The 23,572-nt window shown below is 67.8% G+C and carries 20 protein-coding genes and 1 tRNA gene; 11 read left to right on the top strand and 10 right to left on the bottom strand.

What is annotated here, in order from left to right; genetic code table 11:
- Positions 1 to 54 precede the first annotated feature (54 nt).
- The gene (locus tag ACW174_RS08660) at positions 55 to 1,578 is read right to left on the bottom strand and encodes a beta-helix domain-containing protein (RefSeq protein ID WP_492014025.1); all 1,524 of its coding nucleotides are present in this window, start codon (positions 1,576 to 1,578) and stop codon (positions 55 to 57) included.
- A gap of 288 nt (positions 1,579 to 1,866) precedes the next feature.
- On the opposite strand from ACW174_RS08660, the gene ACW174_RS08655 reads away from it, so the two are divergent.
- Positions 1,867 to 2,634, top strand: a complete 768-nt coding sequence (locus ACW174_RS08655; protein ID WP_492014024.1) for a prepilin peptidase — start codon at positions 1,867 to 1,869, stop codon at positions 2,632 to 2,634.
- Here the strand turns inward: ACW174_RS08655 and arsC are convergent.
- The gene (gene arsC, locus ACW174_RS08650; RefSeq protein ID WP_492014023.1) at positions 2,631 to 2,981 is read right to left on the bottom strand and encodes an arsenate reductase (glutaredoxin); all 351 of its coding nucleotides are present in this window, start codon (positions 2,979 to 2,981) and stop codon (positions 2,631 to 2,633) included. The two genes, ACW174_RS08655 and arsC, sit on opposite strands and share 4 nt — an antisense overlap.
- 104 nt (positions 2,982 to 3,085) lie before the next feature.
- Between arsC and ACW174_RS08645 the strand changes: the two genes are divergently transcribed.
- The 5 genes from ACW174_RS08645 to ACW174_RS08625 all read left to right on the top strand — a co-directional run bounded on the left by ACW174_RS08645 (position 3,086) and on the right by ACW174_RS08625 (position 10,127).
- Positions 3,086 to 4,351, top strand: coding sequence for a multidrug effflux MFS transporter (locus tag ACW174_RS08645; protein WP_492014022.1), 1,266 nt, complete (start codon positions 3,086 to 3,088; stop codon positions 4,349 to 4,351).
- 171 nt (positions 4,352 to 4,522) lie between these two features.
- Positions 4,523 to 6,403, top strand: a complete 1,881-nt coding sequence (locus ACW174_RS08640) for a M1 family metallopeptidase (RefSeq protein ID WP_492014021.1) — start codon at positions 4,523 to 4,525, stop codon at positions 6,401 to 6,403.
- A gap of 221 nt (positions 6,404 to 6,624) precedes the next feature.
- Positions 6,625 to 7,710 carry a 4-hydroxyphenylpyruvate dioxygenase gene (gene hppD / locus ACW174_RS08635; protein ID WP_492014020.1) on the top strand — a complete coding sequence of 362 codons (1,086 nt, stop codon included), beginning with the start codon at positions 6,625 to 6,627 and terminating at the stop codon, positions 7,708 to 7,710.
- Positions 7,711 to 7,899: a hypothetical protein gene (locus ACW174_RS08630; RefSeq protein ID WP_492014019.1), complete on the top strand. Its 189-nt coding sequence runs from the start codon at positions 7,711 to 7,713 to the stop codon at positions 7,897 to 7,899.
- 80 nt (positions 7,900 to 7,979) lie between these two features.
- On the top strand, positions 7,980 to 10,127 hold the full coding sequence (locus ACW174_RS08625) for an EAL domain-containing protein (RefSeq protein WP_492014018.1): 2,148 nt from the start codon (positions 7,980 to 7,982) through the stop codon (positions 10,125 to 10,127).
- 77 nt (positions 10,128 to 10,204) lie between these two features.
- On the opposite strand, the gene ACW174_RS08620 is transcribed toward ACW174_RS08625, so the two are convergent.
- From ACW174_RS08620 to ACW174_RS08610, 3 genes are read right to left on the bottom strand one after another with little or no spacing between them, the layout of a single operon-like run.
- Entirely contained in the window at positions 10,205 to 13,510 is a 3,306-nt protein-coding gene (locus tag ACW174_RS08620; RefSeq protein WP_492014017.1) for an error-prone DNA polymerase, read from the bottom strand.
- Entirely contained in the window at positions 13,483 to 15,093 is a 1,611-nt protein-coding gene (locus tag ACW174_RS08615; RefSeq protein WP_492014016.1) for a Y-family DNA polymerase, read from the bottom strand. Before ACW174_RS08615 ends, ACW174_RS08620 begins: the two co-directional genes overlap by 28 nt.
- On the bottom strand, positions 14,999 to 15,652 hold the full coding sequence (locus ACW174_RS08610) for a hypothetical protein (protein ID WP_492014015.1): 654 nt from the start codon (positions 15,650 to 15,652) through the stop codon (positions 14,999 to 15,001). The genes ACW174_RS08615 and ACW174_RS08610 overlap by 95 nt, the downstream gene beginning before the upstream one ends.
- Before the next feature lie 166 nt (positions 15,653 to 15,818).
- Here ACW174_RS08610 and ACW174_RS08605 point away from each other — a divergent pair, with 166 nt between their 5' ends.
- On the top strand, positions 15,819 to 16,967 hold the full coding sequence (locus ACW174_RS08605) for an N-acetyltransferase (protein ID WP_492014014.1): 1,149 nt from the start codon (positions 15,819 to 15,821) through the stop codon (positions 16,965 to 16,967).
- Here ACW174_RS08605 and mscL read toward each other — a convergent pair.
- From mscL to aroA, 5 genes are all read right to left on the bottom strand, one after another.
- Complete coding sequence (gene mscL / locus ACW174_RS08600; RefSeq protein ID WP_492014013.1) at positions 16,964 to 17,386, bottom strand: large-conductance mechanosensitive channel protein MscL; 423 nt, start codon at positions 17,384 to 17,386, stop codon at positions 16,964 to 16,966. The genes ACW174_RS08605 and mscL overlap by 4 nt on opposite strands.
- 13 nt (positions 17,387 to 17,399) lie before the next feature.
- The gene (locus tag ACW174_RS08595) at positions 17,400 to 17,684 is read right to left on the bottom strand and encodes an integration host factor subunit beta (RefSeq protein WP_492014012.1); all 285 of its coding nucleotides are present in this window, start codon (positions 17,682 to 17,684) and stop codon (positions 17,400 to 17,402) included.
- Between the two features lie 243 nt (positions 17,685 to 17,927).
- Positions 17,928 to 19,631, bottom strand: coding sequence for a 30S ribosomal protein S1 (rpsA, locus tag ACW174_RS08590; RefSeq protein ID WP_492017224.1), 1,704 nt, complete (start codon positions 19,629 to 19,631; stop codon positions 17,928 to 17,930).
- A 158-nt stretch (positions 19,632 to 19,789) separates the two neighbouring features.
- Positions 19,790 to 20,440 carry a (d)CMP kinase gene (cmk, locus tag ACW174_RS08585; RefSeq protein WP_492017223.1) on the bottom strand — a complete coding sequence of 217 codons (651 nt, stop codon included), beginning with the start codon at positions 20,438 to 20,440 and terminating at the stop codon, positions 19,790 to 19,792.
- A complete protein-coding gene (gene aroA, locus ACW174_RS08580; RefSeq protein WP_492017260.1) occupies positions 20,437 to 21,666 on the bottom strand; it encodes a 3-phosphoshikimate 1-carboxyvinyltransferase in 1,230 nt (409 codons plus the stop codon). Before aroA ends, cmk begins: the two co-directional genes overlap by 4 nt.
- 210 nt (positions 21,667 to 21,876) lie before the next feature.
- Between aroA and ACW174_RS08575 the strand changes: the two genes are divergently transcribed.
- From ACW174_RS08575 to ACW174_RS08560, 4 genes are all read left to right on the top strand, one after another.
- Positions 21,877 to 22,338 carry a TIGR02300 family protein gene (locus ACW174_RS08575; RefSeq protein WP_492017222.1) on the top strand — a complete coding sequence of 154 codons (462 nt, stop codon included), beginning with the start codon at positions 21,877 to 21,879 and terminating at the stop codon, positions 22,336 to 22,338.
- 179 nt (positions 22,339 to 22,517) lie between these two features.
- Positions 22,518 to 22,593, top strand: a tRNA-Ala gene (locus ACW174_RS08570).
- A 152-nt stretch (positions 22,594 to 22,745) separates the two neighbouring features.
- Positions 22,746 to 23,165 carry an Hsp20 family protein gene (locus ACW174_RS08565; RefSeq protein ID WP_492017221.1) on the top strand — a complete coding sequence of 140 codons (420 nt, stop codon included), beginning with the start codon at positions 22,746 to 22,748 and terminating at the stop codon, positions 23,163 to 23,165.
- Between the two features lie 84 nt (positions 23,166 to 23,249).
- Complete coding sequence (locus ACW174_RS08560) at positions 23,250 to 23,510, top strand: DUF1150 family protein (protein ID WP_492017259.1); 261 nt, start codon at positions 23,250 to 23,252, stop codon at positions 23,508 to 23,510.
- The last annotated feature ends 62 nt before the right edge of the window (positions 23,511 to 23,572 follow it).

Below are 23,572 nucleotides of genomic sequence, written 5' to 3'. Positions count from 1 at the left end.
GGGGTCGGTAGCCGGGCGGCGGCGCGAAACGCACCGCCGCCCGTCCATCCGTCGTCAGCAGGTCGAGCCGGCCTGCAGGCCGCAGGTCCAGCCCGCGTACCAGGTGTCCGCGGCGTTGCGGACGGCGCCGATGTAGGTCACGGCGGTGAACCAGCTGTAGATCGCCGGCGCGTTGGCCGGGGTCACGGCGGTTTCGTTGGCGCCGTTGATGAAGAGCAGGCTCTGGGCCGTCAGGGTGGCGCCCGCCGGAGCGGTCATCGTCGAGGTGCCGGCGGCGGTGTTGCCGACGTTCGTGGCGCTGATGAACACCGCCTCGGTGGCCGCCGCGTTGACGTTCGAGTCGTTCTCGTACGGGCGGTTACAGGCGAAGAAGACCGACCGGAAGATCGGGGCGTTGGTCACCGTCTGGGCGTCGTCGAGGTCCAGGCAGGCGGCCGCCGAGGTCGACGGGTTGGTCACCACCGAGTTGATGATGGTGGGCTGGGTGCCGGTGTTCAGCGTCAGCAGGGCGTCGGCGGCCACGGCGGCGTTACGGCCGACGAGGGTGAAGTTCGACACCTTGGGCTGGGCGAAGAAGGCGGTGCCCGACGGGGCGGCCGACCATTCGAAGCCGCGGCTGCCGTTGGTCACGGCCGTGGCGCGCTGGGTGACGATGCCGAACTGGGCCCCGCCGCGCCAGCCGGTGTCGGTGTCCAGGCCGTCGTCGTCCGCGCCGTTGATCACGATGTAGCGCAGGTTGACGTTGCCGCCGAAGATTTCGATGCCGTCGTCCGAGCTGTTGTAGGCCTGGACATATTCAATGGTGGTGCCCGAGCCGACGCCGGCCAGGGTCAGGGCTTGCAACTCGTTGTTAGGCGAGATTTCAAAGCCCGAATATTTGATCTGGACGTAGCGCAGGCGGCCCGAGTTGTCGGCCGTCGAGGCGCCGCCGTAGTTGGCGCTGGTGCCTTCGATCTGGCCGACGCAAGCCGCGTTCGGCGCCGTCACGCCCACCGGGCAAACCGCCGTCGGCGCGCGACCGGCGATGACCACGCCGCCCCATTGGCCCTGCGAGTTCTCGGTCGTCGTGCCTTCCACATTGGCGCGGCTGGTGAAGACGATCGGGTTGGTCGCGGTGCCTTCGGCGAAGATCTGCGAGCCGCGGTTGACCAGCAGGTAGTCCGAGCCGCTCGAGCCGAAGATGCGCACGCCGGCTTCGATGGTCAGGATGCCTTGCTGGCTGCCGGCGACCGGAGCGGCCGGGTCAGCGCCGCGATCGGTGCCGACTTCCGTGCGGCCGCTGATGGAGTAGATGGTGCCGGCGCGCAGCGGAACGGTCAGGTTGCCGATGGTCTGTTGCGGCAGCTGGCAGACGCGCAGGGTGTTGGCGGCGATCAGGCCGACGTTGGCGAAGCCGGTGGGGCAATCCGCGGCAGGCGTGCCGGGCGGGGGCGTGGTCGGCCCGCCGCCGCCGCCGCCGGTGCCGCCGCCGAAGTCGCCTTCTCCGGGCGATGCGACTTCTGACGAGCCGCAGGCGGCCAGGGTCAGGGCGCTGGCGGAAATCGCGAGCAGGGTTGTCAGTCGAAGGCCGGTCATCATTTCCACCGTGTCTGGTCCAAGAGGATCATTCGGCAGGAGGTGCGGGGCGCGCAGCCCCCATTCGCGACCTTGCGTCGCCCCCCTGCCCGGCTCAGTGCCTAGAAGGCGGATATGACAGTGGGGGCGCCGTACGGTGACGGTTCCGGCGCGCTTACGTGAAGTTGTCGTCGCTGTTCGATGAAAGTCCGTCACGGTACGGTGCGATCGTCACAATCCCGCGCTAGTCGCGGTCAGGCGGAACCGCTTTGACGGCTGCTGCCGGCGGGGCCGGCCCAGCCCGGGACAGACATGATCGACCTCACGCCGACCGCCGCCCTCGCCATCGCCCTCTCGGGTGTCGGGCTGCTGGCCGGCAGTTTTCTCGGGCTGGTCAGCCTGCGATTGCCGGACGGGCGAGGGATCGTGGCCGGGCGCTCACAGTGCGGAGGATGCGGCGTCGCCCTCCCGCCCTGGCGGCTGATCCCGTTGGTCAGCTACGCCGTCTCGCGGGGACGCTGCGCCGCCTGCCGCGCCGTTATCCCGGTCCGCTACCCCCTGATGGAAGCCGGCTGCGCCGCAATCGGACTTTGGGCGTCGCTAGGCCAGCCCACACCGCTCGCCGCCCTCCTCACCGCCCTGCTCGGCTGGCAGCTGCTGCTCATCGCGGTCGTCGACGCCGAAAACTTCTGGCTGCCCGACGCCCTGACCCTGCCCCTGCTGGCGAGCGGACTGGCCGCCGCCATGCTTCTGGACGCACAGATCCTGCGTGACGCGGCCATCGGCGCAATCGTCGCCTTCGTCGGCCTGAAGCTGCTCGCGCTCGCCTATCGACGCCTGCGCGGACGCGAGGGACTGGGCGGCGGCGACCCCTACCTGCTCGCCGCCGGCGGAGCCTGGGTCGGCTGGGCCGGCCTTCCCAGCGTCCTCCTGTGGGCCTCTGTCTCGGGCCTCAGCGTCGTTCTGGCCAGACAGCTGGCCGGGCGGAAGGTTTCCGGCGACGATCGCCTGCCCTTCGGCGTCTTCCTCGCCATCGGCGTCTGGCTGACCTGGCTCTATGGACCGCTCGGGCTGGGCTAGCGAAGAACGTTCAGCACCGTCTCTTTCGGCCGGGCCAGCACCGTCCCCCGGGGCGTGCGCACGAACGGCCGTTCGACCAGCACCGGATGCTCGACCATCGCCGCCAGCAGGGTCGCGTCGGACGTTCCGTCGTTCAGCAGCCCCAGCCCCTCGGCCAGATATCCCTTCGTCCGCAACGCCTCGCGCGGCGTCAGCCCCGCCTCGGCCAGCAGCGCCTTCAGCCCCTCGGCGGTCCAGCCGGTCTTCAGGTACGGAACCACCTCCGGCTCGACGCCGGTGTCGCGGATCATCTGCAGCACATTGCGCGAGGCGCCGCAGTTCGGATTGTGGAAGATCGTGACGCTCATGGGCGCCTTATAGCCGCCGACGACGCAGGCGGGCCAACCAGGAAAATCCCCTCATTTCGGTCTTCGCGGTTGCGATTGTCGCACCATGACCGCATCTGCCCCGGATGACCTCCCCCACGTCTGACGCCGCCGCCCCGCCCGCGACCAAGGGACCGGGCTTCCCCGAGTTCGTCTGCCTGATCGCCATGTTCATGGCCCTGAATGCGCTCGCCATCGACTCCATGCTGCCGGCCCTGCCCCACATCGGCGAGTCGCTGAACGTCGTCACCGACAACACCCGCCAGTGGGTCATCACCTCCTACCTGCTGGGCTTCGGCGGCGCCCAGATCGTCTACGGCCCGCTGGCCGACCGCTATGGTCGCAAGCCGGTGCTGATCGGGGGGCTGCTGATCTATGTGGTGTTCGCCGTGGCCTGCGCCTTCGCCCCCACCTTCGAGCTGTTGATCGCGGCGCGGGTCGCCACCGGCGTCGGCGCCGCCGCCACCCGGGTGCTGGCCGTCTCCATCGTGCGCGACCGCTATTCGGGCCGCACCATGGCGCGGGTCATGTCGCTCAGCTTCCTGGTCTTCCTCGGCGTGCCCATCCTGGCCCCGACGGTGGGTCAGCTGATCATGACCGTTGGACCGTGGCGCTGGATCTTCGGCGTGCTGGCCGTGTTCGGCGCGATCGTCCTGACCTGGGCCGTCATCCGCCTGCCCGAAACCCTGCATCCCAATGCCCGGCTGCCGATCAACGCCCGGCGGATCGGCGGCGCCTTCCTCGAGGCCGTCACCAACCGGCAGTCCATCGGCTACACCCTGGCCATGACCTGCATCACCGGGGCCCTGTTCGGCTTCATCAACTCCAGCCAGCAGATCTTCTACGACGTCTTCAAGGCGCCCGAGCTGTTCACCACCGTCTTCGCCGCCGTCGCGGGCGGCATCGCGGTGGCCAGCCTGCTGAACTCGCGCTTCGTGGAGAAGCTGGGCTCGCGCCTGATCTCGCACACCGCCCTGCTCGGCTTCATCGCCATGGCCGCCATCCACACCGCCATCAACCTGACCGGCCACGAGTCGATCTGGACCTTCGCCGTGCTGCAGGCCCTGACCATGTTCTGCTTCGGCTTCATCGCCGGCAATTTCGGCTCCATGGCGATGGAGCCGATGGGCCATATCGCCGGCACGGCCTCCTCGGCCCAGGGCTTCATCTCGACCATCATCGGCTCGCTGATGGGCTTCGCCATCGGCCAGTCGTTCAACGGCTCGGCCACGCCGATGACCCTGGGCTTCACCGTGATGGGCCTGATGGCGCTGGCCTTCGTCCTGTTCGCCGAGAAGGGCCGGCTGTTCACATCCCGGAACCTGCGCCCGGCCTCCGACCCGGCCCAATAGTCGCCCGTCGCAGGGACTTGATCTTTTTCACCCGGCGGGGCGTTGTCCCGCCAGCGAAAGAACATGGCCCGACGCGCCCGCCGCGAACGGCTGAAGGAAGGACTCTGCATGCTTCGGACCCTCGGACTCGTCTCCGCGCTCGCGCTCGCCACCGCCATGGGAGGATGCGCGATGACCGCACCCGGTTCGGATATGCCGCCCCTGCCCGCCTCGGCCACCGCGCCCGTCGTCTATCCGTTCGACAGCCATACCTACGCCCGGCCTGACATCGCCCATGTGCGCCACGTCGCCCTGGACCTCAGCGCCGACTTCGCCGCCCACACCCTGTCCGGCACGGCGACCCTGGATGTTCAGGGCCGTCCCGGCGCGACCGAGGTCGTGCTCGACATCAAGAACCTCGACATCCGCAATGTCGCCGACGCCTCGGGCGCGCCGCTGCGGTTCGTGGTCGGCGACAATGACGCCATCAAGGGCCAGCCCCTGACCGTCCACTTCCCGGCCCTGGCCACCGGCGCGACGCAGAAGATCGTCGTCACCTATTCGACCCGGCCCGACGCCGCCGCCCTGCAATGGCTGACGCCCGCCCAGACCGCCGGCGGCCAGAAGCCCTATCTGTTCAGCCAGGGGCAGGCGATCCTGACCCGCACCTGGGTGCCGACGCAGGACAGCCCCGGCATCCGCCAGACCTATGACGCCCGCATCGTCGCCCCCGACGATCTGGTCGCGGTCATGAGCGCCGAACAGCTGACGCCGCGGGGCGAAGCCGCCGGCGCGGGCCGCAAGGCCTGGCGCTTCCGCATGACCAATCCGATCCCGCCCTATCTGATCGCGCTGGGGGTCGGTGATCTGGAGTTCGCCGCCTTCGACGAGCGCACCGGGGTCTGGACCGAGCCCTCGCGCCTGCGCGCCGCCCATGACGAACTGGTCTCCACCGCCGCCATGGTCGACGCCGCCGAGCAGCTGTACGGCCCCTACCGCTGGGGCCGGTATGACCTGCTGGTCCTGCCGCCCTCCTTCCCGTTCGGCGGCATGGAAAACCCGCGCCTGACCTTCGCCACCCCGACCATCATCGCCGGCGACCAGTCGCTGGTTTCGCTGGTCGCGCACGAACTGGCGCACAGCTGGTCGGGCAATCTCGTCACCAACGCCACCTGGAACGACATGTGGCTGAACGAGGGGTTCACCGTCTATTTCGAGAACCGCATCATGGAGGCCCTGTACGGCCAGGACCGCGCCCTGATGCTGCAATCGCTCGGCTGGGGCGAGCTGCAGGACGAAATGGCCGGCCTGCCGCCCGCCGACACCCGGCTCAAGCTGGACCTCGCCGGCCGCGATCCGGACGAGGGCCTGACCACCGTCGCCTATGAGAAGGGCGCGTCCTTCCTTCACACCATCGAACGCATCGTCGGCCGCGAGCGCTTCGACGCCTGGCTGAAGGGCTATTTCGAGCGCAACGCCTTCCGCCCGATGACCACCGAACTGTTCCTTGAGGACATCCGCACGCATCTGGTCACGACCCGCGCGCTGGAAGACCAGTTGATGATGGACGCCTGGATCTATCAGCCCGGCATGCCCTCCAACTGGCAGCCGCCGGTCTCCAACGCCTTCGTGCCGGTTGACGCGGCGGCCCGCGCCTTCGCCGCTGGCGGTCCGGCCTCGGCCATTCCGTGGGCCAGCTGGTCGACCCAGGAGCGCCAGCGCTTCCTCGCCTGGCGCCAACCGGTCGCGAGCGCGAACGGGCGCTGGCTGACCCCGGCCCAGCTGGCCGATCTGGAATCGACCCTGAAACTCAAGGCCGAGGGCAATGCCGAGATCGTCTTCGCCTGGCTGCAGATCGCGGTGAAGCATCGCTACCAGCCCGCCGTGCCGACGCTGGAGCATTTCCTGACCACCCAAGGCCGCCGCAAATTCGTCCTGCCCCTGTTCACCAGCCTGTGGGCCGAGGGCGACTGGGGCCGTCCCATCGCCACCCGGGTCTACGCCCAGGCCCGCGCCGGCTACCACCCGGTCACCACCGGCTCGGTCGACGCCGTCGTCGGCCGCCCGAACTGACACGTCCGTTTCTGACGCACCGCCCTGCTATAAAGGCCTCCGTCCCTCCGGGCGGGGGCCTTTCCTGTTTGAGTTGGTGTCTTCTCTCTTCTGGCCCCAAACCAAAAAATTCGACTTCCCGAACCTGTGTCCGACGACGCCTTGGCTTCACCGCGCCGCGACACTAGGTTCCGCCCACAAGATCGGCCCCCAAGGGCCGACGCCCTTTCAGGAGACGCCCCATGACCGACGCCGCCCAGATCGACCAGGACAACCCCCTCGGCGTCGACGGCTTCGAGTTCGTCGAGTTCACCGGCCCCCAGCCCGAAGCCATGGTCAGCCGTCTTGAGCTGATGGGCTTCACCCGCACCCATGTGAACCCGTCCACCGGCGCCGTCCGCCTGAAACAGGGCGACATCACCATGCTGGTGAACCTGTCGCCCAAGGGTCAGGCCGCTGAATTCGCGACCGATCACGGCCCCTCCGCCAACGGCATGGCCTTCCGCGTCGCCGATGCGAAGACCGCCTACGAAGGCGCCCTGGCCCGTGGCGCGGTCGCGGCCCCGGACGCCGCCGGCGGCGCGCTGGGCGACGACTACCCCTACATCCTGCAAGGCATCGGCGGCTCGCTGCTCTACGTCATCGACCAGTACGGCGCGAACGGCTCGCTCTACGACGGCTGGACCGAGATCGAAGGCTGGCAGGAAGCCGAGAAGAAGAACTCGGTCGGCCTCGAGATCCTCGACCACCTGACCCACAACGTCCGTCGCGGCCAGATGCGCACCTGGTCCGGCTTCTACAACTCGATCTTCAACTTCGAGGAGCAGAAGTATTTCGACATCAAGGGCAAGGCGACCGGCCTGTTCTCCCAGGCCATGATCGCGCCCGACCGCGCCATCCGCATCCCCCTGAACGAAAGCCAGGACGACAACTCCCAGATCGAGGAATTCCTGCGTCGCTACAACGGCGAAGGCATCCAGCACATCGCCCTGACGACCGAAAACATCTTCGAGACGGTCGAGACGATGAAGGCTCGCGGCGTCGAGTTCCAGGACACCATCGAGACCTATTTCGAGCTGATCGACAAACGCCTGCCCAACCACGGCGAGGACGTGGAGCGGATGCGCAAGAACCGCATCCTGATCGACGGCTCGGACGAGGAAGGCCTGCTGCTGCAGATCTTCACCCAGGACACCTTCGGTCCGATCTTCTTCGAGATCATCCAGCGCAAGGGCAACGAAGGCTTCGGCAACGGAAACTTCCAGGCCCTGTTCGACTCGATCGAGCTGGACCAGATCCGTCGCGGCGTCATCAAGGTCGACGCCTGAATGCAGATGCGGCCGCCGGCCTGGCTGCCCTGGCTCGGCCCCGTCCTCGCGGCGGTGGTCGGCGCCCTGGCGGGTGAATACTGGCTGGGCGGCGGCTTCTGGACGGTGCTGGCCGCGGCCTTGGTCTGCGGCTTCGCCCCCATCATCGGCTACCGCATCTGGCAGTGGCGCTGGCGCCGGAAGAGCTGAGCGGACGGCTGGTTAAGCACACTCCGTATCGCCGCCTTAACGCAACCTATGGAAGCATCACCTTAACGAGGTGATCCTTCATGCAGCTCCTGCTTCAGAACGACATCCTGGAGATGGTCGCCCGGGGCGAGCCGCTGGCCGCCACCGCCGAGGCCTTGTGCATCCGGGTCGAGGCCCTGTTGCCCGGCGTCGCCTGCTCCATCCTCATGGTTGACCCGACCGGCTGCCTGCGCCCGCTGGCCGCGCCCGGCCTGCCCCGCGCCTACTCCGCCGCCTTCGACGGCCTGCCCATCGGCCCCGACGTCGGCTCCTGCGGCGCGGCCATCTATCTGAAGCAGCCGGTCGAGGCGACCGACATCGCCACCGATCCGCGCTGGGCGCCCTACGCCTATCTGCCGCTGGCCATCGGCCTGCGCGCCTGCTGGTCGACCCCGATCATCGGTCGTGATGGCGACGTTCTGGGGGCTTTCGCCTTCTACTTCCGCCAGCCGCGTGCCCATACCTGCCAGGAAGCCGAGATCGTTCAGGCCAGCATCCACCTGTGCGCCATCGCCATGGAGCGGGATCAGCAGGCCGCCGCCCAGTACCGGCTGGCCTATCGGGACATGCTGACAGACCTCCCCAACCGTGCGGCCTTCAACGCCGCCGGAGCCATGCAGGCGGGAGCCGCGCCGTGGGCGCTGCTGCTGATCGACCTCGACAACCTCAAGACCGTCAATGACACCTTCGGCCATCGCGCCGGCGATTGCCTGATCCGCGCCGCCGCCTCGCGCATCCAGAACGCGGCGGGCGCGCACAAGACCTACCGCCTGGGCGGCGACGAGTTCGCCGTCCTGATCGAGCGCCCCTCCGCCGGCGCCCCGGTCGAGGTCGCCAACCGCATCTTGGCGGCCCTGACCGAACCGGTGGATTGCGACGGTCATCTGGCCGCTCCGCGCGCCACCATCGGCTTCGCCACCGCCGACCCAGACGCGGTCGCGGAGGACGTCCGCCAGAACGCCGACTTCGCCCTCTATCACGCCAAGGAAACCCGCCGCGGCGGGGTGATCGCCTATACCCCCGACCTGGGCGGCGCCATGAGCCGACGCCTGACCGCCATCCGGGATGTCGGCGTGGCCCTGCAGGAGGACCGGATCGACGCCCACTACCAGCCGGTCGTGCGGCTCGACACCGGAGAGATCGTCGGGCTGGAAGCCCTGTTCCGGGTGATCACAGCCTCGGGCGAGGTGATCCCCGCGGGCGACTATTTCGACGCCACCACGGATATCTACACCGCCACCCGCCTGACCCACCGGATGCTCGACATCGTCGCGCGCGACGTTCGCGCCTGGCTGGATCAGGGCATCTGGTTCCAGCACGTCGGGGTCAATGTGTCGTCCGCGGACTTCCAGGCGGGCGACCTCCATGAGCTGATCCGTCAGGCCTTCGCCCGCGAGGACGTGCCCCTGCACCACATTATTCTGGAAGTCACCGAGACCGTCTACATGGCGCACGACGGGCTGGTCGCCGGCGAGATCCAGAAGATGCGCGCCAACGGCCTGCGCGTCGCGCTGGACGATTTCGGCACCGGTTTCGCCTCCCTGACCCACCTGCTGTCGGTGCCGGTGGACATCATCAAGATCGACAAGTCGTTCGTCGCCCGCATGGAGCCCGAGAGCCGCAGCGCCGCCATCGTCGAGGGCCTGCTGACCATGGCGTCCAAGCTGGGCATCCGCGTCGTCGCCGAAGGGGTCGAGAGCCAGATGCAGGCCGAACTGCTGCGCACCTTCGGCTGCACCCTGGCGCAGGGCTATCTCTACGCCCGCCCCGTGGATCGCCGGACGATCACCGCCCTGCTCTATGAAAAGGCCCAGAAGCGCGATCCCGACCTGGCCCTCGCCACCGGCCAGGCGCCCGACGACCTGATCGAGGTGCTGGACCGCGAGACGCCGGACGACCAACGGCTGGTCCGCTACGCGATCCTGCTCTGCGGCGAGGACTGGCGGGTCGTGTCCGAGCGTCGCCAGTTCGGACGCTTCCCGACCCGCGCCGCCGCCTTCCAGTGCGCCATGCGGCTGGCGCGTGAGGCCAATGCCTCGGGCGCCACCGTCGAACTGCTTCACGCCGATGCGGGCGGCGAGTTGAAGAGCTTCTACCTGCCCGATCAGGCCGAAACCCTGACGGCGGCCCTGCCCGAAACGCCGCCCCGCCCGACACGGCGGCCGGGGCGCACCCGGGCCGCGGGGTGAGGGGTCACCGTGCCTCCTGTCCTTGTTTCCGTCATCCGTGTCTCACAAATTTCGTCGTCGAATTCCCCGTCGCCCGATCAGTGAAAATCGCGCGATCCCGGCAGCACCCGCACGTTTCGCGGGTGGCGTCCGCGGGCCGGCGAATGGCCGGATCCGGGCGCCGCGTCAGGGCTCAGATGGCCCAGCATCGGCGTCCAGTCCTCCAGGTGCTCGACGACCAGATGGGTCACCCCTTCGGCCGTCTGCACCTTGCCCCGAGCCAGCACCATGCGCGCGCCCATCGCCACCGGCCGCAGCCGCTCGAACACATCCGGCCACAGCACCAGATTGGCGACGCCCGTCTCGTCCTCGACGGTCATGAAACACACGCCCTTGGCGGTGCCGGGCCTCTGGCGCACAAGCACCACCCCGCCGACCACCACCTTGCGATTGTTGGGCAAATCCGCGAGCGCCTTCGCCGGCACAGCCCCGGCCGTCTCCAGCCGGTCCCGCAGATACGCCACCGGATGCCCCTTCAGGGACAGGCGAATGGTCTGGTAGTCGCCGACCACCTCCTCTGACGGGGCCAGTTCCGGCAGGGCCTCGGGTGGACGTCCATCCGCCTCGCGCAGGCCCATGGCCTCGAACAGCGGCGCGCTGGAGGCCGCCGGCGCACCCTTCGCCGCCCACATCCCCTGTCTCCGGCTCAGCTTCAACGAGCCATAGGCATCGGCTTCCGCCAGCCGGTCCATCGCCGCCGGCGTCAACTCCGCGCGCATCCGCAGATCGTCCAGGTCGGCAAAGGGACCCTCGGCCCGCGCCGCCACGATCGCGTCCGCCCACCCCCTTTTGAACCCGTCGATCGAGCGCAGGCCGAGGCGCAAGGCCCGCCTCCGACGCCGGGCACGGGGCTCCAGCGTCGCGTCCCAGTCGCTGGCGTTCACATCGGGGTGGCGGACCTCCACCTTATGCTCCCGCGCGTCACGGACAATCTGGGCCGGGGCGTAGAAGCCCATCGGCTGGCTGTTCAGCAAACAGGCCGCGAAGACATCCGGATACAGCCACTTCACCCAGGCCGAAACATAGACCAGGTGGGCGAATGAACAGGCGTGGCTCTCGGGGAAGCCGTATTCGCCGAAGCCCCGGATCTGGGCGAAACAGTTCTGCGCGAACTCGGGATCATAGCCGCGCTCGATCATCCGGCTGACCATCTTCTCCTCGAAATTCCCGATGGTGCCGTTGTGCCGGAAGGTCGCCATGGCCCGTCGCAGACCGTTGGCCTCGTCGCCGGTGAATTTCGCCGCCACCATGGCGATCTTCATCGCCTGCTCCTGAAACAGGGGCACGCCCAGCGTCTTCCTCAGCACATTGGCCAGTTCGTCCGGGTCCGCCGCCGAGCCCGGCATGGAGAAGCGATAGCTGCCCTTTCCATGCTTCAGTTCATAGGCCCGGCGCTCGGCCCGACGTTGCAGGTAGGGGTGGACCATCTTGCCCTGGATCGGACCGGGTCGGACGATCGCGACCTGCACCACCAGGTCATAGAATTCGCGGGGCTGCAGCCGGGGCAGCATCGACATCTGCGCCCGGCTCTCGACCTGGAACACCCCCAGCGAGTCCGCCTTGCACAGCATGCGGTAAACCCCCCGCCGTTCGGTCGGCACCGCCGCCGTATCCACCAGCCGCCGACCGTAGGTCCCCTCGATCATATGAAACGCGCGCTTCATCGCCGTCAGCATCCCCAGCGCCAGCACATCGACCTTCATCAGCTTCAGATGATCGATGTCATCCTTGTCCCATTCGATGAAGGTCCGATCCGCCATCGCCGCATTGCCGATGGGCACGATCTCCACCAACGGGGTCTGGCTCAGCACGAAGCCGCCGACATGCTGGCTCAGGTGACGGGGGAATTTGATAATCTCGGCGGTCAGCTCCAGCGCCAGCTTCATCCGGGCGTCGTCACGGCTCAGGCCCGTCCGATCGATGTGCTCGTCCTTCACCGCATCGCCCCATGACCCCCAGACGGTGTCGGCCATGCGGGCGGTGACATCCTCCGTCAGCCCCAGCGCCTTGCCCACATCGCGGATCGCCGAGCGGGGGCGATAGTGGATGACGGTCGCGACAATGGCCGCCCGGTCCCGGCCGTACCGTTGGAAGACGTACTGCATCACCTGCTCGCGCCGCTCGTGCTCGAAGTCGACGTCGATATCCGGCGGCTCGGACCGCTCGGACGAGATGAAGCGCTCGATCAACAGTTCCTGTTTCGTCGGATCGACATTGGTGACGCCGAGACAGAAGCAGATCACCGAATTGGCCGCCGAACCCCGCCCCTGACACAGGATCGGATCAGGCCGGGACCGCGCCCACGCGACCACGTCGTGCACCGTCAGAAAGTAGGAGGCGTAGTCCAGAACCTGGATCAGCCGCAGCTCCTTCAGGATCGTCTCTTTCACCGCCAGCGGGACGCCTTTCGGCCAGCGCATTCTCGCGCCTTTCAGCGTCAGGCGCGTCAGCCATCCCTGGGCGGAATATCCGGGGGGAACGGGTTCGTCCGGATACTGATATTTGAGCTCGCGCAGGGAGAAGGTGCAGGCCCGCGCCACCTCCATCGTCCGCGCCAGCGCCGCCTCATGCCCCCGGAACAGGCGCGCCATCTGTGCGGGCGGCTTCAGAAAGCGCTCGCCGTTGGCCTGCAGCCGACGCCCGGCCCTGTCGATGGTCGTGCCCTCACGGATGCAGGTCAGGACGTCCTGCAGCATGCGTCGGTCGGGGTGGTGATAGAGGACGGCATTGGTCGCGATCATCGGCGCCCCGGTACGCTGCGCCATCGCCGCCAGCCGGTTCAGCCTCCGTCGATCGTCACCGCGCCACAGGGGCGAGGCGGCCAGATACAGGTCGTCCGGCCACACCTGTCGCCACGCCGCCAGCCGCGACTCGAACGCCGCATCCGGCTCCGCCGGCGCCGGGACGAGGGCGATCAGTCCCTCCGCCAGTTCAAGCGCCTGTTCAAACGTCAGACGCGTCTCTGCCTTTTCGATCCGCTCGACGTCCGGGTCCACGCCCGGCTGCGGCACGGCTTCGCTCTTCCCCAGCGACAGCAAGCGGCACAGGCGACCATAGGCCGCGCGATCGCGGGGGAAGACCATCAGATCCGTGCCGTCGGTGAACCCCAGTCGCGCCCCGACGATCAGCGGGATATCGACCTCCTCCGCCCCCATCAGCACGCGCACCATGCCGGCCAGCGTATTGCGGTCCGCCACGCCGACCGCCGAAAGCCCCAGAGCCTTGGCCTGATGCATCAGCTCCGCGGGATGGGACGCCCCTTCCAGAAAGCTGAAATTGGTCATCGCTCCCAGCTCGGCGTACGCGATGGTCTCGCTCACGGGAGCACCCCGTGCATCCACCATGACGGCGCACGGCGGTCATCGTCCGGGCCCGAATAGTCCCACCCGTATCGGCCCTCGCGGAACAGCCAGTAGCGACCGCCCTCCCCGTCCTCGACGCGATAGTAGTCGCGGGTGCGGACCTCGCGTCCATCCGGACGAGGCCGCCACCACTCTGGCGACAGCCGTTCCGGTCCTTCGGCGCGAACAATGCGTCGGCTGACACGGCGCCAGATGAAACGGGCGGGCGCCCCTTCCGGCAGGTCGAAGATCGGATCTTGAATGGGTTCGGGCGGGTCGAGCAACAGGATCGGACGGCGCCCCGCTTCGACCTCCGCCGCCATTGGCGTACGCCCCAAGGCCGGGACCAGCCGCTCGGCCCGCTCGGGTATCCAGCTGTCGATCGGCTCGGGCGTCAGGACCCTGTCAGCGCCGAGGCGCGCTGTCAGGCGATCAATCAACAGCGCCAGGCTCTCGGCCTGTTTGGCCTCCGCCTCGCTCTCCAACGCCCCCTGACGCGCCGTCATCGCCTCGGTCACGTCCGCGGTCAGCATGAGGGCGTCCAGACCGAAGCCCAGTTCCAGCCGCCCCAGCCCGGCCTCGCGGAACAGGCGCAGCCAGATCGAGACCTCCCGGCCCGGCAGACCTGTCCGCACACAAAGACTGGTCGTCTGCCCATCCGTCCGGAAGCCGGTCAGGGTCAGGGCGCGCGCCCCTTGTCCGTCCTGTTCGAGCGCGCGTGACAGATCAGCGGCCAGTTCGGGCAACCGAAGCTCCACGCCCGCCATGTCTCCCAACGGTTCCGCGAACGCCTGCCAGACGCGATAGCGGGCGGCCGGACGGATCGTCGTCAGGGCTTCCGCCGCATGACCGCGCGCCTGATCCAGCCGCTTGACCAGACCGATGGCGTCACCGTCGCGGAACCGTTTGGCCAAGCCTGCGCGCGGCATGGCGTACAGGCTGCCGATGGTCTTCAGCCCCAGCCGTCGCGCGCTGGACACGGTGCGATCATCCAGCCGCAGCGCCTCGATCGGCAGGTCCGCCAGCAGGTCGGCGACAGTTTCTTCCGTCGCGATAGGGTCCTGGCCTTCGCCCCACCGCGCCAGCGCCCAGGCCGCTCCCGGCGTCGGGGCGATGGCCACGCGCGCGGTCGTCCCGGTCTCGGCCAGCCGGGTGCGGATCTGGGCCAACAGGGCCGCCTCGCCGCCAAACAGATGGGCCGCGCCCGTCACGTCAAGGAACAGCCCCTCCAGTCCTTCGCCCGGGACATCGAGACTGACGGACGGTGACCACCGCTCCGCCCAGACCGCCAGGGCCTTCAGCGCCGCCTGATCCGCCGCCACATCGCCGGGCAGGCAGTACAGATGCGGGATCATGGCCAGGGCATCGGCCTGGGTCTGGCCTCGCCTCAGACCCAGGGCACGCGCGGCCGGATTCAGGGCGTGAATCACCGCCGCGCCCCGACTGGTCTTCAGGATCAGGGCCAGAGGGGTCTGCGGGTCGAGGGCGGGGTCAGGCGGCGAGGCCGGACGTCGCGCCCGTTCCAGCGATCGGCGCCGGACCGAAACCGGCCAGTCGATCAACCAGACGGAGACGATGCGTCTCATCATCCTGCTCCAGCATCCAGGCGCCGGGGCGTTGACCCCGCCCCCTTGTCATTTCCGCCATCAATCGCGCGCATCCCGGCGCACGCGGGTCATCCACGTCCGCCGTCGACAGGGCCGCCGTGATCCGCCACCGCCGACGCGCCGCGCTGAGCCCGCCCCCATGCCGGGGCAGCATCAGCCCGACCGCGTTCCCATCCTTCGCCGCGAAATCCAGCCGCCGCGTCTGGGCCAGAGAGGCCCCGTCCACCGCCCCCAGCGCCAGCGACACCGCCCCGGACCGCAACGCCTGCTCCAGCGTCCACAGCGCCTCGGCGGCGGTGGAAACAGGCGTCAGGATCAGCGCCGTTCCGGACAGTCCCGGACCATAGGGCCGTCCGTGCTCGCCGAACCATGCCCGCGTCGCCGCCATCAGGACCGGCCGCCCATCCCCCGGCCGCCGCCGCGAGAGGGCGAACAACAGGGTTGCGGCCATGTCTCGCGGGGTCGGCGCGCAAGCCTCTTCCAGAGGCGCGGCAACCTCTGGAAACGGCTCCGGCGATGCGGCGGTGAAGACGGACATGACAGCTCGGGAATGACGGATGTTCATTATTTGTTCCGCTCCGGCCAGAGTCAAACTGGAATCCGTGGACCGACTACGTAACCACCCTTGATTGTAGAACCGGCCCGGCCCCTGCACGTTACTCGTCGAGACCCTGTTCTGGTTCCCGAAACGATACAGCCCGACCATGACCCTCAGAGTGCTTGATCCCAAGGACTACCCCGGCGTGCAGGCGCTTCACCGCAGCGTGGGCTGGCCGGCGCGATCCCTGGCGGGCTGGCGATGGCTGCACGCCAACCCCGCCCGGTTGGACATCGGCGCGCCCGCGGGCTGGATCGCGCAGGGTCCGGACGGCGAGCCCGCCGCTCACGTCGGCAATCTGATCCAACGTTTCCGACTCGGCGAACGCCGCCTGCACGGCGCGACGGGCTTCAACATCATCGTCTCGCCGACCGTGAGAGGGATGAGCCGACAAATGCTGAAGACCTTCACCACCCAGCCGGATGTCTTCGCCCGCTACACCTTCAACGCCAACTCAACGTCCCAGCCCCTCTATGTCCGCCACGGCATGAAGGCCTGGCCGGAACAGACCCATGCGCTGAAGCTGAGCTGGATCGTCGATCCCCTGCCGCTGGCGATCAGCCGTCTGTGGCGCAAGCTATATGATCTGGCGCCCGGCGCCATCGCGGGCATGGGCGAGCAGCTGATGAATGATCGGCTGGGCGGGATGGTTCGTCTTTCCCTGCCGGCGGGCGTCCATCTGCTGACGGACTTCGGCGACGCCTCGCCCTACGCCGCCTTCTGGCAGACGCTGGTGACCGAGGGCCGTATGCTGGCCGACCGCAGCCCGGAAATCCAGCGCTGGCGGTTGCAGGACCCCGACCTGACCCAGCCGCCGCTGATCCTGTCCTTCGAACGGGACGGCGCCGTCGTCGCCTACGCCATGGCCATGATGGCCAAGTCGAACATCCTCGAGCCGGCGGTTCTGGAGATCGTGGACCTGGAGGCGTTGGCCGACCATGCCGATGCCGTGCCGACCCTGATGACGGCCCTCAAGATCGCGGCCCGCGCCATGGGCGCAGCGAAACTGAGGCTGCAGACCGTGACGCCGCAAGCGATGTCGAGGCTGGGCGAATTCGCCCGCACGGCCCGCCACGAGGGGGGCTGGGGCCACTGTCACGTCAGCTTCTCACCGGACGCCCCCGATCCGGCGCTGTGGTCGCCCACCCCTTATGACGGCGATTATGCAATCTGCCTGCGGCCGGTGCCGCTGGACATTAAAGCAAGGGGCGCGTGCGCAATGACGCCGGCTTCAGCGACCGCGTCGAAGGCCTAGGCCTTCCGGGCTTTCAGCTCGTCGCGAATCTCGGCCAGCAAGGCCTCGGTCGGCGTCGGCGCAGGCGGCGTTTCCGGCGCCGGAGCGGCGGCTTGCTCACGACGCAGCTTGTTGACCAGCTTGACCATCAGGAAGATCACGAACGCCACGATCACGAACTGGATCACGGTGTTGATGAAGGCGCCGTACTGGATGGCGACCTTCTCGATCTCCTCGGTCGCGGGATTCTCCGGGACCAGCACCCATTCCAGGTTCGAGAAATCGACCCGACCCAGCAACAGGCCGATCGGCGGCATGACGACCTGTTCGACCAGGCTGGTGACGATCTTGCCGAACGACGCGCCGATGATCACGCCCACCGCAAGGTCAACGACGTTGCCGCGCGCGATGAATTCCTTGAACTCGTTAGCCAATCCCATGGGTATCCTGAATCTAGTCCGTGGCGTTCAGCCGCTCACGCAGCTCCTTGCCGCTCTTGAAGAAGGGCACCGCCTTGGCCGGCACTTCGACCGACTCGCCCGTTCTCGGGTTCCGGCCGGCGCGCGCGGGGCGGCCCCGTACGGAAAAGGCTCCGAACCCGCGCAGTTCCACGCGACCGCCGTCGCCCAGTGCTTCGACCATCCGGCCGAGCACGACATTCACCACGCGCTCAACCTCGGCATGGGTCAGATGCGTGTGTTCAGCCGCGAGCTTTTCGATGAGCTCTGATTTTATCATGCAGGCCCCCGCCCTTTTAAGCCCATCCCGGGCCCATACGGGTGCATCTGAACGCCGGATGCAACCCTACCCTAACGCTCGCGCGGCGGGGGAAAAAGGGCCAAAGCCCCGATCACGGACCGAATTGTGAGTTAACTGTACGGTAACGTACAGTTTTTCCACACCCTGTCAGACAGCAGGCACGAAAAAGGCGGCCGGATCGCTCCGGCCGCCTGATCGCTTTTTCGTCTGTAACGAAGAGGCCTACTCCTTGGAGCCGGCCTTTTCGCGCAGGGCGGCGCCCAGGATGTCGCCGAGCGAAGCGCCCGAGTCGGACGAACCGAACTGGTCGATCGCTTCCTGCTCGTCCTTCATTTCCAGCGCCTTGATCGACACCGAGACGCGGCGCGAGGCCTTGTCGATGCCGGTGACCATGGCGTCGACGCGATCGCCGACCGAGAAGCGCTCGGTGCGCTGCTCGTTGCGGTCACGCGACAGGTCCGACTTGCGGACGAAAGCCGTCGCCGGAGCGTCGTCCTCACCGAACTTGACCTCGATGCCGCCGGTCTCGATCGCCGTCACGGTGACGGTGATCTGCTGGCCCTTCTTGAAGGTGTCGCCTTCCATCGGATCGCCGCCGAGCTGCTTGATGCCCAGCGAAACGCGTTCCTTCTCGACGTCGACGTCCAGGACCTTGGCCTTGACGGTTTCGCCCTTGCGGTAGCGTTGGATGGCTTCTTCGCCCGACACGTTCCAGTCGAGGTCCGACAGGTGGACCATGCCGTCGATGTCGTTGTCGAGGCCGATGAACAGGCCGAACTCGGTGGCGTTCTTGACTTCACCCTCGACGGTCGAGCCGATCGGGTTGGCGGCCACGAAGGCATCCCACGGGTTGTCCTGGGCCTGCTTCAGGCCCAGCGAGATGCGGCGCTTGGAGGCGTCGACGTCCAGCACGACCACGTCGACTTCCTGCGAGGTCGAGACGATCTTGCCGGGGTGGACGTTCTTCTTGGTCCACGACATTTCCGAGACGTGCACCAGACCTTCGACACCGGCTTCCAGCTCCACGAAGGCGCCGTAGTCGGTGATGTTGGTGATGCGGCCCGACATCTTGGCGCCGACCGGATACTTGGCTTCCACGCCGTCCCACGGGTCGGCCTGCAGTTGCTTCATGCCCAGCGAGATACGTTGGGTGTCCGGGTTGATCTTGACGATCTGGACCTTGACGGTGTCGCCAACGGCGAGGACTTGCGACGGGTGCGAGACGCGCTTCCACGACATGTCGGTGACGTGCAGCAGGCCGTCGATGCCGCCCAGATCCACGAACGCACCGTAGTCGGTGATGTTCTTGACGACGCCTTCGCGGACTTCACCCTCTTGCAGCTGGCCGACCAGCTCCGTGCGCTGTTCGGCGCGGGCTTCTTCCAGGATGGCGCGACGCGAGACGACGATGTTGCCGCGCGGACGGTCCATTTTCAGGATGGCGAAGGGCTGTTCCTTGCCCATCAGCGGGGCGACGTCGCGCACCGGACGGATGTCGACCTGCGAGCCCGGCAGGAAGGCCGAGGCGCCGCCCAGGTCGACGGTGAAGCCGCCCTTGACGCGGCCGACGATGGTGCCGTTGACCGGCTGGCCGTCAGCGAAGACGACTTCCAGACGGGTCCAGGCTTCTTCGCGGCGAGCCTTGTCGCGGCTGATGACCGCTTCACCCAGCGCGTTTTCAACGCGCTCGAGGTAGACTTCAACGTTGTCGCCGACCTTCGGGATCACGGCGCCTTCGCCGATGCCGAATTCGCGGGCCGGGATACGGCCTTCGGTCTTCAGACCGACGTCGATGATCAGGATGTCCTTTTCGATGCCGACGACGCGGCCGTGGACAACCTGGCCTTCGCCGAGGTCACGACCCTGCAGGGTCTCATCAAGCAGCGCCGAGAAATCGTCGCGGGTGGGGTTCAGGGTATCGGTCATATAACTCTGGAGTTGGAGGAAAAGGCTTTGCGCGCGACCGGATGGTCCCGCGCGAAGGGGGTTCAAAAAAGGAAATCAGGTCGTCGGGACGCGAGGCTTCAACTCAGCCAGAGCGCCCGCGGAAGCCGAGGATGGGAGCGTTGGATTTGCGAAACGGGTCAGAGACCATGTTTCGCGCGCGCCGCCTCGACGATACGGCGGGCCGCATCGAAGGCGGTCTCTATATCCATATCGGTCGTATCCAGCAAGACGGCGTCGTCAGCCTGCACCATCGGGGCCGCGCCCCGTCCGGCGTCCCGCTCGTCGCGCTTGATGATGTCGGCCAGCATGGCCTCGAAGGCGATGTCGTGTCCGCGCGCCGTCAGCTGCTTCCAGCGGCGGGTCGCCCGCACCTCCGGCGTGGCGGTGATGAACAGCTTGGCCGGCGCGTCCGGCGCGATGACCGTCCCGATGTCACGACCGTCCAGCACGGCGCCGCCCGCCCGGGCCGAGAAGGCCTTCTGGAACGCCAGCAGGGCCGCGCGCACCCCGGGATAGCCCGCGATCCGGCTGGCCGCCTCGCCCGCCTCGCCGCTGGTCAGGCGGTCGGTGTCGGTCAAATCGCCGGCGTCCAGCGCCCGCGCCACAGCTTCGGCCGCCGCCTCATCATCCAGCGACTTGCCCGCATCCAGCAGGCCCACGCCCACGGCGCGGTACAACAGGCCGGTGTCCAGATGCGCCAAGCCGTAGATCGCCGCCAGCCGAGCGGCGATCGTGCCCTTGCCCGAGGCGGCAGGTCCGTCGACAGCGATGATGAGGGGAGCGGTCATTGGCCTGCCGCGATATCGGCCCCAAGGCCGTTCATCAACTCAACAAACCCCGGGAAGCTGGTGGCGATCATGCCCGGCTCGTCGACCGTGACCGCCTCATCGGCGGCGAGGCCCAGCACCAGATGGCTCATGGCGATGCGGTGATCGTGCGCGGTGTGCACCGTCGCGCCGCCCTTTACCGGGCCGCCGGTGACGATGAAGCCCTCGGGCTCCTCCTCCACCTGAACGCCGCAGGCCGTCAGGCCTGCGACCATGAGTGCGATCCGGTCGCTTTCCTTGACCCGCATCTCGCCGATGCCGCGCATCACCGTCTCCCCGTCCGCGAAGGCGGCGACAGCGGCCAGGATCGGGTACTCGTCGATCATGGAGGCGGCGCGATCCTGCGGGACCACCACGCCCTTCAGCTTCGAATGGCGGGCGGTGACGTCGCCGACCTCCTCGCCCCCGGCCATGCGGCGGTTCGTGATGGTCAGATCGGCGCCCATCTCACGCCAGGTTTCGAAGAGCCCGGTGCGCAGCGGATTCAGCATCACACCCTCGACCGTGACCTCCGAGCCCGGAACCACCAGCCCCGCCGCCAGCGGGAAGGCGGCCGACGAGGGATCGCCGGGAACAGCGACGGCGGTCCCGGTCAGCGGCTGGCCGCCCGTGAGGGAGATGACCCAGCCTTCGCCCTGGCCCTCGACGCCGACGTCGGCCCCGAAGGCGCGCAGCATGCGCTCGGTATGGTCGCGGCTCTTCTCCGGCTCGGTGACCGTCGTGACGCCCTCCGCGTTCAGCCCCGCCAGAAGGATCGCCGACTTGATCTGGGCGGACGCGACCGTTTGCACATAGTCGATGGCGGTGAGCCCGCCGCCCGACAGATCGACCGGCAGCCGGTCTTCCGCGGCCTGCCAGTCGAACCGCGCGCCCATATCCGCCAGCGGCCCGGTGACGCGCTTCATCGGCCGTTTGCGCAGCGATCCGTCGCCGTCGAAGGTCGCGGTGATCGGATAGCCCGCCGCCGCGCCCATCAGCAGCCGCACGCCTGTTCCGGCGTTGCCGCAGTCAATGACGCCGTCAGGCTGGCGAAAGCCGCCCTTTCCGGTGATGCGCCAGCGCCCCTCGCCCAGACGCTCGACCGTCGCGCCGAACGCCTCGGCGGCGCGGGCGGTGGCCAGCACGTCGTCGCCCTCCAGCAGACCTTCGACCTCGGTCACGCCGGTCGCCATGGCGCCGAAAATCATCGAGCGGTGCGAGATGCTCTTGTCGCCCGGGGCGCGCACGCAGCCCTTCAGCGCGGGGCTGCGACGGGCGGTCAGATGTGTGATGTTCGACACCCGGCGGTCTCCGAAGGGGCAAGAATGACGCGGGCGCGCGGAGATGGCTTTTGACAGCGGCCCCCAAGGGTGGCAAGGGACGCCCCCGAATTCCCCCCTACCGTGAGAGGCGCCTCCGTGGCTAATCCCGAACTGGGCCAAAAGCAGGTCTGTCCGAACTGCCAGGCCAAATTTTATGATCTGGGCCGTCGCCCGGCTCACTGCCCGAAATGCGCGACCGACTTCGATCCCGAAGAAGCGCTGAAGCTGCGTAACCGCCGCGGCCGTCCGGCCGGCTATCCGGCGGATGACGAGGCCGAAGATCAGGTCAAGGACAAGAAGGCCGAAGGCGACGAAGACGAGGAAGACGACGTCAAGACGCCGGAGATCGACGAGGAAGGCCACGAGCCGATCCTGACCCCCGACGATGAGGACGAAGCCGTCGTCGACCCGACCGAAGAAGCCGGCATGGGTGAAGCGACAGAGGACGACGACGTCCTGGCCGACGACGACGATGACGACTCCGTGCCCTTCATCGAGGACGAGGATGACGACTCGTTCGAGGACGAGATCGGCAAGCCGCAGTCGGACGAGGACTGACCAATTCCGGGCGGATCAGAGCGATCCGATCCGCCCGGAAATCACCCTTCGAACAGCGTTCGAAAAAGGTGAAAATAAAAGGCGAAACCGGGGTTGATCCTGAATCGGCCCTGACATAGGTTCCGCCGCCTCGCCGGGGGTCAACACCAATACCTCGGCGGACTGACCGGCAACGGTTCGGGGCTTTAGCTCAGTTGGTAGAGCGCTTGCATGGCATGCAAGAGGTCAGCGGTTCGACTCCGCTAAGCTCCACCATGAAGGCCCCGCGGGACACCGCGGGGCCTTCTCCAATTCCCGCTCTTGCCGTTGCACGAAACGCTTCCGGGTCCCATCTAGGGATCGAGCCGGCGCCCTGCCGATCACGGGGGGCGCGGACGGCTCGAAAGCCTGCTTCGGGGGCCCGAGACTTGAATACGCGCACCATCCTGTTCGACAGCCCCTTCCTGCTGGGCTTTGACCACACCCGCGCCCTGATCGACCGGGCGCAGCGGGCGGCGGCGGACAGCTATCCGCCCTACAATGTCGAGCAACGCGGCGAGCGGGCCGTTCGCATCACCCTGGCGGTGGCGGGCTTCGGGCCGGATGACCTGATCGTCACCCTCGAAGGTCGCCAGCTGACCATCGCCGGCAAGCGTGAGGACGCAGGGAAGGCCGAACAGGCCTTCCTCCATCGCGGCATCGCCGGTCGCGGCTTTGTACGCAGCTTCGTGCTCGCGGACGGGCTGGAGGTCGAGGACGCGAAGCTGGAGCATGGCCTGCTGCATGTCGACATGAGCCGCCCTGAGGACGTCCAGGTCGTGCGCCGCATTCCCATCACGACGGGCTGAACGCCGTCGTTTTTATCGGTCGCCGCTTTCGGGACCGAACCCATACGCCCCAGTGGCGTTAGCTAATCGAAGGAGGCGGTCATGATGACGCCGGACGTGAAGATGACCCGACAGGATTTCGCCGAACTGGGCGCCCCGGACCTCGTGTACGTGCGCCAGATCCGCGCCGCCGATGTGATGGCCGACACCCCTTCGACGGCGATGCAGAGCCTCGCGGTGGACCCGGAAGCCACGCTGTACGCCGTCCATGGCGCCGATGGTGAGCGGCTGGCTGTGATGATGGATCGCGAGACCGCCTTCGCCACCGCGGTGGCGCACGAGCTGGAGCCCGTGTCGGTTCACTGAACCGATACGGCAGGCGCAGCGCTGCGATACGACAGGCCGATACAGAAATGAATGGAGACGAC

This window comes from Brevundimonas sp. AVps31 (assembly GCF_058681355.1).
This window is presented reverse-complemented; position numbering and strand designations above follow the sequence as displayed.

Excerpts from the sequence above, each read along its gene's own strand:
- ACW174_RS08560 (WP_492017259.1), top strand. The coding sequence starts at position 23,250 with ATGACGCCGGACGTGAAGATGACCCGACAGGATTTCGCCGAACTGGGC.
- ACW174_RS08595 (WP_492014012.1), bottom strand. The coding sequence starts at position 17,684 with ATGATAAAATCAGAGCTCATCGAAAAGCTCGCGGCTGAACACACGCAT.
- arsC (WP_492014023.1), bottom strand. The coding sequence starts at position 2,981 with ATGAGCGTCACGATCTTCCACAATCCGAACTGCGGCGCCTCGCGCAAT.
- ACW174_RS08615 (WP_492014016.1), bottom strand. The coding sequence starts at position 15,093 with ATGAGACGCATCGTCTCCGTCTGGTTGATCGACTGGCCGGTTTCGGTC.
- ACW174_RS08640 (WP_492014021.1), top strand. The coding sequence starts at position 4,523 with ATGACCGCACCCGGTTCGGATATGCCGCCCCTGCCCGCCTCGGCCACC.
- cmk (WP_492017223.1), bottom strand. The coding sequence starts at position 20,440 with ATGACCGCTCCCCTCATCATCGCTGTCGACGGACCTGCCGCCTCGGGC.
- ACW174_RS08620 (WP_492014017.1), bottom strand. The coding sequence starts at position 13,510 with ATGGTGGATGCACGGGGTGCTCCCGTGAGCGAGACCATCGCGTACGCC.
- rpsA (WP_492017224.1), bottom strand. The coding sequence starts at position 19,631 with ATGACCGATACCCTGAACCCCACCCGCGACGATTTCTCGGCGCTGCTT.
- ACW174_RS08605 (WP_492014014.1), top strand. The coding sequence starts at position 15,819 with ATGACCCTCAGAGTGCTTGATCCCAAGGACTACCCCGGCGTGCAGGCG.
- ACW174_RS08645 (WP_492014022.1), top strand. The coding sequence starts at position 3,086 with ATGACCTCCCCCACGTCTGACGCCGCCGCCCCGCCCGCGACCAAGGGA.
- ACW174_RS08630 (WP_492014019.1), top strand. The coding sequence starts at position 7,711 with ATGCAGATGCGGCCGCCGGCCTGGCTGCCCTGGCTCGGCCCCGTCCTC.
- mscL (WP_492014013.1), bottom strand. The coding sequence starts at position 17,386 with ATGGGATTGGCTAACGAGTTCAAGGAATTCATCGCGCGCGGCAACGTC.
- ACW174_RS08625 (WP_492014018.1), top strand. The coding sequence starts at position 7,980 with ATGCAGCTCCTGCTTCAGAACGACATCCTGGAGATGGTCGCCCGGGGC.
- aroA (WP_492017260.1), bottom strand. The coding sequence starts at position 21,666 with ATGATTTTCGGCGCCATGGCGACCGGCGTGACCGAGGTCGAAGGTCTG.
- ACW174_RS08610 (WP_492014015.1), bottom strand. The coding sequence starts at position 15,652 with ATGTCCGTCTTCACCGCCGCATCGCCGGAGCCGTTTCCAGAGGTTGCC.
- hppD (WP_492014020.1), top strand. The coding sequence starts at position 6,625 with ATGACCGACGCCGCCCAGATCGACCAGGACAACCCCCTCGGCGTCGAC.
- ACW174_RS08655 (WP_492014024.1), top strand. The coding sequence starts at position 1,867 with ATGATCGACCTCACGCCGACCGCCGCCCTCGCCATCGCCCTCTCGGGT.
- ACW174_RS08660 (WP_492014025.1), bottom strand. The coding sequence starts at position 1,578 with ATGATGACCGGCCTTCGACTGACAACCCTGCTCGCGATTTCCGCCAGC.